This window comes from Burkholderia sp. 22313 (assembly GCF_052045245.1).
Lineage (GTDB): Bacteria > Pseudomonadota > Gammaproteobacteria > Burkholderiales > Burkholderiaceae > Burkholderia.
In genome coordinates this window covers 103,676-109,728 of sequence record NZ_JBQEON010000029.1, presented here as the reverse complement: position 1 = coordinate 109,728, position 6,053 = coordinate 103,676, and the positions used below count along the sequence as shown (strand labels likewise).

Annotated in this window: 5 protein-coding genes; 3 read left to right on the top strand and 2 right to left on the bottom strand. The window is 66.2% G+C overall.

What is annotated here, in order from left to right:
* Positions 1 to 50: 50 nt before the first annotated feature.
* Both ACTJKF_RS22820 and ACTJKF_RS22815 read left to right on the top strand, forming a co-directional pair.
* Complete coding sequence (locus tag ACTJKF_RS22820; RefSeq protein ID WP_440624553.1) at positions 51 to 1,070, top strand: IS30 family transposase; 1,020 nt, start codon at positions 51 to 53, stop codon at positions 1,068 to 1,070.
* Between the two features lie 373 nt (positions 1,071 to 1,443).
* Positions 1,444 to 3,273: a methyl-accepting chemotaxis protein gene (locus tag ACTJKF_RS22815; RefSeq protein WP_440626342.1), complete on the top strand. Its 1,830-nt coding sequence runs from the start codon at positions 1,444 to 1,446 to the stop codon at positions 3,271 to 3,273.
* A gap of 89 nt (positions 3,274 to 3,362) precedes the next feature.
* Here the strand turns inward: ACTJKF_RS22815 and ACTJKF_RS22810 are convergent, their stop codons facing one another.
* The gene (locus ACTJKF_RS22810) at positions 3,363 to 4,292 is read right to left on the bottom strand and encodes a phosphatidate cytidylyltransferase (RefSeq protein WP_440626341.1); all 930 of its coding nucleotides are present in this window, start codon (positions 4,290 to 4,292) and stop codon (positions 3,363 to 3,365) included.
* A gap of 36 nt (positions 4,293 to 4,328) precedes the next feature.
* Positions 4,329 to 4,976 carry a lysophospholipid acyltransferase family protein gene (locus tag ACTJKF_RS22805; protein WP_440626339.1) on the bottom strand — a complete coding sequence of 216 codons (648 nt, stop codon included), beginning with the start codon at positions 4,974 to 4,976 and terminating at the stop codon, positions 4,329 to 4,331.
* A gap of 458 nt (positions 4,977 to 5,434) precedes the next feature.
* Here ACTJKF_RS22805 and ACTJKF_RS22800 point away from each other — a divergent pair, with 458 nt between their 5' ends.
* Entirely contained in the window at positions 5,435 to 6,040 is a 606-nt protein-coding gene (locus tag ACTJKF_RS22800; RefSeq protein WP_440626338.1) for a CDP-alcohol phosphatidyltransferase family protein, read from the top strand.
* Positions 6,041 to 6,053: the final 13 nt, after the last annotated feature.

Genomic DNA, 6,053 nt, shown 5'->3' with positions numbered 1-6,053 from the left:
CTTAATCTCTAGTTCCAAGTGCAACACCTTGAATCAAGTAAGGTGTTGTGATGAAGAAGTACCAGCATCTGAGCGCGGAGGACCGCGCGGCAATCATGATCGAACGTCAGCGGGGAACCAGCATGCGAGAGATCGCACGGCGATTGGGGCGCAGCGCTTCGACGGTTTCTCGCGAACTGGCTCGTAATCGGAATGCGGCAACGCCGCGCTACGAAGCAACCCAGGCGGCCTCGTCCTATCGGCTTCGCCGTCGGCGCTGCGTACGGCGTCGTAAGTTGAGCGAAGGCAGTACGCTGTACTGGCATGTGCATCATCAACTGGTCTATCGACGCTGGTCGCCGCAGCAAATTGCTGCCAGACTCCGCGACATGCATCCAGACAATCCTGACCAGCGCGTCAGCCACGAAACGATTTACGCCGCGATCTATACCCATCCCCGAGGTGGACTCAAGCAGGCGATGATCGAGGCGCTTCGCCAAGAGAAGCCTGCGCGCGGCACCACCCGTCGAACCCTTGCGCGCAAGAGCTTCGTGCCGGATGAATTGCGCATCATTCATCGGCCTGAGCAGATTGAAACGCGGCAATGGCCGGGACATTGGGAGGGCGACCTCGTCAAAGGCGCGTTCAATCGATCCTGCGTTGGAACGCTGGTCGAGCGTAAAACACGGTTCGTCGTGCTGTGCCGCATGGACGGCTGTACCGCCCAAGACGCACTCGAGGGCTTCACGCGCCAGATGAAGAAGGTGCCGGCCTTCCTGCGTGAGAGCCTGACGTACGACCGTGGATCGGAGATGACCTGTCATGTCGAGCTTGCCGAGCGACTGAACCTCGATATCTGGTTCGCGGATCCATACGCTCCGTGGCAGCGCGGCAGCAACGAGAACACAAACGGCCTGCTACGCCAGTTCTTGCCAAAGGGCATGGACCTCTCGGGCGTCACGCAGACGCAATTGAACGATATCGCCAAGCTGCTCAATGGACGTCCTCGCCAGACGCTCGGTTGGAAAACGCCCGAGGAAGCCATGGCCATGGAACTGGCAGCCGAGGGGTTAGCAAAACGTTGCACTTGACTCTCGAAACCGCCCGGTTAGATCGGTTAGGAGTAGGCCGTCGAGCGTGGCGCTGGTCGGAATATTCTGGAACTGGAACTGCCAGTCAATATGGAATTTCCTTTCATCGTTGATGAAAGGAGTATCGAAGGAGAAATCTGACAGGTGGGTCTTGCGGTAGCCCCGGTATGCGCCCCGCAGCCGCGGGTTCCCGTCCCGTCGGCGCATCAGCCCTTCGGCGGTATCGATCCGCACGGCCGCAGCCGCGGCATTCCGTTTTTTTTCAATGGTCTGACCAGTCGAACCTCAAGTTGCATCGCGACCGGTCGTTAAATCCGTTTGCGTACTCATTTGACTGTTCGATAACAACGCGCAACCGGAGATCGCCGTCATCATGCTGTCATCAATTCGCGCTCGGATCGTGGCCACCTGCGTCGCCATCGTCGTCACGGCGCTTGCCGTCACCGGTGGCCTCGTGTACGAGGTCGTCAAGCAACACAACGACCAAACCATCGACCAGAACCTGCGGTCGGTGCTGGCCGGCCACGCGCTGGCGCTCGACGAGTGGGTGGCGAGCCGTGCCCAGCAGACCCAGGCGCTGGCGGATACGCTGGCGATCGGCGAAGGCGATCCGCTGCCGGCATTGACGCTGCTCGGCAAGTCGGGTGGATTCCAGGTGCTGACGCTCGGCCTGCCGGACCGCACGGCGTTCTCGAATATCCCGCTTGCGTCCGGTTACGATCCGACCGCGCGTCCGTGGTACAAGCAGGCGGTCGAGGCCGGCCGGCTCGTCGTCACCGCGCTGTACCAGGACGCGTCGACCGGCAAGCCGGCTTTCGCATTCGCCGTGCCGGTCATGCGCGGCGGCGCGCTGAAGGGCGTGCTGGCGGCGAGTCTCTATATGGAACGCGCGAGCGCGATCGTCGCGTCGATGCATCCGACGCCGGCGAGTTTCGCGTTTCTCGTCGACCGCAGCGGGCGCCTCATCGCGGGCGCCAAGACCGACCTGATCATGAAACCGGCCACGCAGCTGTCACCGGAGCTGACGCCCGATCGCCTCGCCGGCCTGCAGAGCGCGACCGAGCCGGTGGCGATCGTGGTGGACGGCGCGGCCAAGCTGCTCCGCGCGCAACCGATCGCCGGGACGGACTGGTCGCTCGTGATCGCGCTCGACCGGTCGGACGTGACGGCCGGCATGCGGGCCGTCGCGACGACGACGCTCGTCGCCATCGTCATCGTGGCCTGTATCGCGGCCGCGCTCGTCGGCGCGCTGACGAACGCGGCGTTCAAGCGCGTGCTGCTGGTGCGCGATGCGTTGACCGACGTCGCGAGCGGCAGCGGCGACCTGACGAAGCGGTTGCGGGCGGACGGCAACGACGAGGCCGCGCAGATCGCGCGCGCGTTCAATCTGTTCGCGGAAAAGATTTCGGCGATCCTGCTGCAGATCCGCGGGTTCAGCGAATCCGTGAGCGTCGCGAGCGCGGAGATCGCACAGGGCAACCAGGACCTGTCGAGCCGGACCGAGCATGCGGCGTCGAGCCTGCAGGAAACCGCGGCCGCGCTCGAGGAAATCGCCGGCACGGCGCGCAATTCGGCCGATGCGGCGACGCAGGTGAACCGGCTCGCGGAATCGGCGTCGGGCGTCGCGATGCGCGGCGGCGAGGTGGTGAGCCAGGTGGTCGCGACGATGGGCGAGATCACGGCGGCCTCGAACGAGATCTCGAACATCATCGGCGTGATCGACGGCATCGCGTTCCAGACCAACATCCTCGCGTTGAATGCGGCCGTCGAGGCGGCGCGCGCGAACGAGCACGGGCGCGGCTTCGCGGTCGTCGCGGGCGAGGTGCGCACGCTCGCGCAACGCAGCGCGCAGGCGGCCAAGGAAATCAAGCAGCTGATCCAGGCGTCCGTCGACAAGATCGAGGGCGGCTCGGGGCTCGTGCACACGGCGGGCGCCACGATGGACGAGATCGTCGAGGGGGTGCGCGGCATCACGAGCGTGATCGCGGAAATGACGGTTGCGGCGAACGAACAGAGTACCGGCCTCGCACAGGTGAACCAGGCGGTGTCGCAGCTCGATCACTCGACGCAGCAGAACGCGGCGCTCGTCGAGGAGTCGGCCGCGGCCGCGGCGTTGCTGCGCGAGCAGGCGGCGCAGCTCGCGCAAACGGTCGGCGAATTCAAGCTGGCGCGTCCGCAAGCGGCCGATACGGCGCCGGTGTGACGCGGCTCGCGCCGAAGGCCGTGCGCGACGGGTATTGAGCGGTCCGCGCGCGGACCGGCGAAACCGGGCGGCGTCGCGCCGCCCGCACGTCACACGTACAGATAGCGCACGAGGTGAAAGAATACCGGCGCGGCGAAGCAGATCGAGTCGACGCGATCGAGCATCCCGCCGTGGCCGGCGATCATCGAACCCCAGTCCTTGGTGCCGAGCGAGCGCTTCACGGCCGACAGCACGAGGCCGCCGACGAAGCCCGCGATCACGATCGCGAGCGAGATGCCGAACGCCGCGCCGAAGCTGAACGGCGTCACGCGATACAGCGACGCGCCGCACAGCGTCGCGAGCAGGCCGCCGCCGACGAAGCCTTCGAGCGTCTTCGACGGCGACAGGCGCGGCGCGATCTTGCGGCGTCCGAACAGCTTGCCGACCACGTACTGCAGCACGTCGCTGATCTGCACGACGAACAGGAAGAAGAACAGCAGCAGCGCGTTCTGCCCCGTGTAGCGCGGAATGTCGAGGATCAGCACGGCCGGCGCGTGGCTCAGCCCGTACACGCACACCATCAGCGCCCAGTTGATCTTCGCGTTGCGGCTCAGGAATTCGCGCGTGTCCTGCGTGAGCGCCGACACCAGCGACATCGCGAAGAACAGGTGCACCGGCACGAAGATCGAGTACATCCCGTACCAGTTGATGCCAAGCAGCAGGTACTGCACCGGAATCGCAACGAAAAACGCGATGAAGAGCGTCGTATGGTCGCTCGCGGTGGTCGGCGTGAGCGTGATGAATTCGCGCAGCGTCAGGTAGGACAGCAACGCGAACACGAGATACGTGACGTTGTTGCCGAGGCCGATCGCGATGACCATGATCGCGATCATCGCCCACCACGCGCGGATGCGCTGGTTCAGGTTGACGATGGTCGCGCTCGTGCCGCCGCTGCGCGCGCCGAGGATCGCGCCGATCACGGTCGCGAGCATCAGCACGCCGGTGACGCCCGCGACCAGTTCCCAGAAGAGCGTTCGCATGAAGAGGTCCGGAAAAGGAAGAGGAGGGCGCCGCGTTCAGCCGGCCGGCCGCTGCGGCGGCGCGAGCGCGACGATCGCGTCGCGCATGCGGGCGAGGAAGGCCGGCTTGTCTTCGCCGGCGCCGAGCGCGTCGTTCGCGCCGAAATGCACCTTGCAGATCAGCGGCACGGGCCAGATCGCGCCCTTCGGCATGATGCGCTGCAGGTTCTCGAGATAGACCGGCGCGAGCGCGACGCCCGGGAACTCGGTCGCGAGATGGAACAGGCCGCTCTTGAACGGCTGCGGCAACACGTCGGCGCCGCGCGTGCCTTCCGGGAAGATGATGATCGAGTGGCCTTGCCGTAGCGCGTCGCGCACCGGATCGAGCGGGTGGCCGCCCCGAGGATCGCCGCCAGATTCGCGATGACGGTCGATCAGCACGACGTTCAGCAGCTTCTGCGCGATGTGGCGCTTCAGGTCGCTGCTGTCCCAGTAGTCGCGCGCCGCGACGGGCCGCACGACCGCGCGCACGTCGCGCGGCAGCGCGGCGAGGATCGCGAGCGTGTCGATGTGGCTCGTGTGGTTCGAGAAGTAGATCTTCTGCGTCGGGGACGGCGGCGCCTGATGCCAGACCGGATACGCACCGGCGACGAGTCGCACGATGGACAGCAGGAAATCGCGCTGCCAGATGTTCAGCAGGTTCATCGGCGGCGCGCCCCCCGCGTGCATGCCCGCGCCGCCGCGCATGCGCGGCAGGCGGAATCCCGGAATGCCGGCGCGGCAGGTTGCGCGCCGGACGGCCATTGTTCAAGTTTTTTCAAATTCGTGGCTGCCTGTCGCAGGGCCGCGCTGACCGGACGACTCGCCGCGTGCGGTGCGTCGCGGTGAATGCGCCGGTTGGCGGCGTGATAATCGGCTGTTGCACGAGCACCCGTTTGCAGTTCGAATCGATTGCAGTGCTATTGCTGCACTCACGGGCCAGCGGATTATCGCGAGTTTCCACCGAAAATGCCAGATTGCCGCGCCGCCGGAAGCGGGCCGCGGCTTGACGCATCGGGGCCGCTCGGCGACGATGACGGCCACCTGTCGGCCGCCGTCGGCAGTCGCGCCGCCCGGGGCATGGCGGCTGGAAACGTGTCCGAACGTGCCGAACCCATACGACGATGAGCCTCTACGCACTCAAACCAAAATTCCAGAACCGTCTGCGTCCGTTCGCGGATTCGCTTGCCGCACGCGGCGTCACCGCCAACGAGGTCACGCTGTTCGCGGCCGGCGGATCGATCGTCGTCGGCGCGCTCGCGGGGCTCGGCCTGTTCGCCCGCGTGCTGTTCCTGCTGATTCCGATCTGGTTGTTCGCGCGGATGGCGCTCAACGCGATCGACGGGATGCTCGCCCGCGAGCACGGGCAGAAGAGCACCCTCGGCGCGTACCTGAACGAGCTCGGCGACGTGGTCTCCGACATCGCGCTCGTGCTGCCGTTCCTCGCGATTCCCGCATTCGCCGCGGCAGACGTCTGGCTGTTCGCGCTGACCGCGGTGATCGTCGAATGCGCGGGCCTGATCGGCCCGCTCGCCGGTGCGACGCGCCGCTACGACGGCCCGTTCGGCAAGAGCGACCGCGCGCTCGCGCTCGGCGCGTTCGCGCTGTGGATCGGCTTCGGCTTGCCGGTCGGCAGCATCGCCGCATGGTTGTGGCGTTTGCTGATCGTGCTGTCGATCGTGACGGCGGTTCGCCGCGTGCAGGCCGGCATCGCGGAAGCGGGCGGCTGACGGCCAGCCGCGT

Excerpts from the sequence above, each read along its gene's own strand:
- ACTJKF_RS22820 (WP_440624553.1), top strand. The coding sequence starts at position 51 with ATGAAGAAGTACCAGCATCTGAGCGCGGAGGACCGCGCGGCAATCATG.
- ACTJKF_RS22810 (WP_440626341.1), bottom strand. The coding sequence starts at position 4,292 with ATGCGAACGCTCTTCTGGGAACTGGTCGCGGGCGTCACCGGCGTGCTG.
- ACTJKF_RS22815 (WP_440626342.1), top strand. The coding sequence starts at position 1,444 with ATGCTGTCATCAATTCGCGCTCGGATCGTGGCCACCTGCGTCGCCATC.
- ACTJKF_RS22805 (WP_440626339.1), bottom strand. The coding sequence starts at position 4,976 with ATGAACCTGCTGAACATCTGGCAGCGCGATTTCCTGCTGTCCATCGTG.
- ACTJKF_RS22800 (WP_440626338.1), top strand. The coding sequence starts at position 5,435 with ATGAGCCTCTACGCACTCAAACCAAAATTCCAGAACCGTCTGCGTCCG.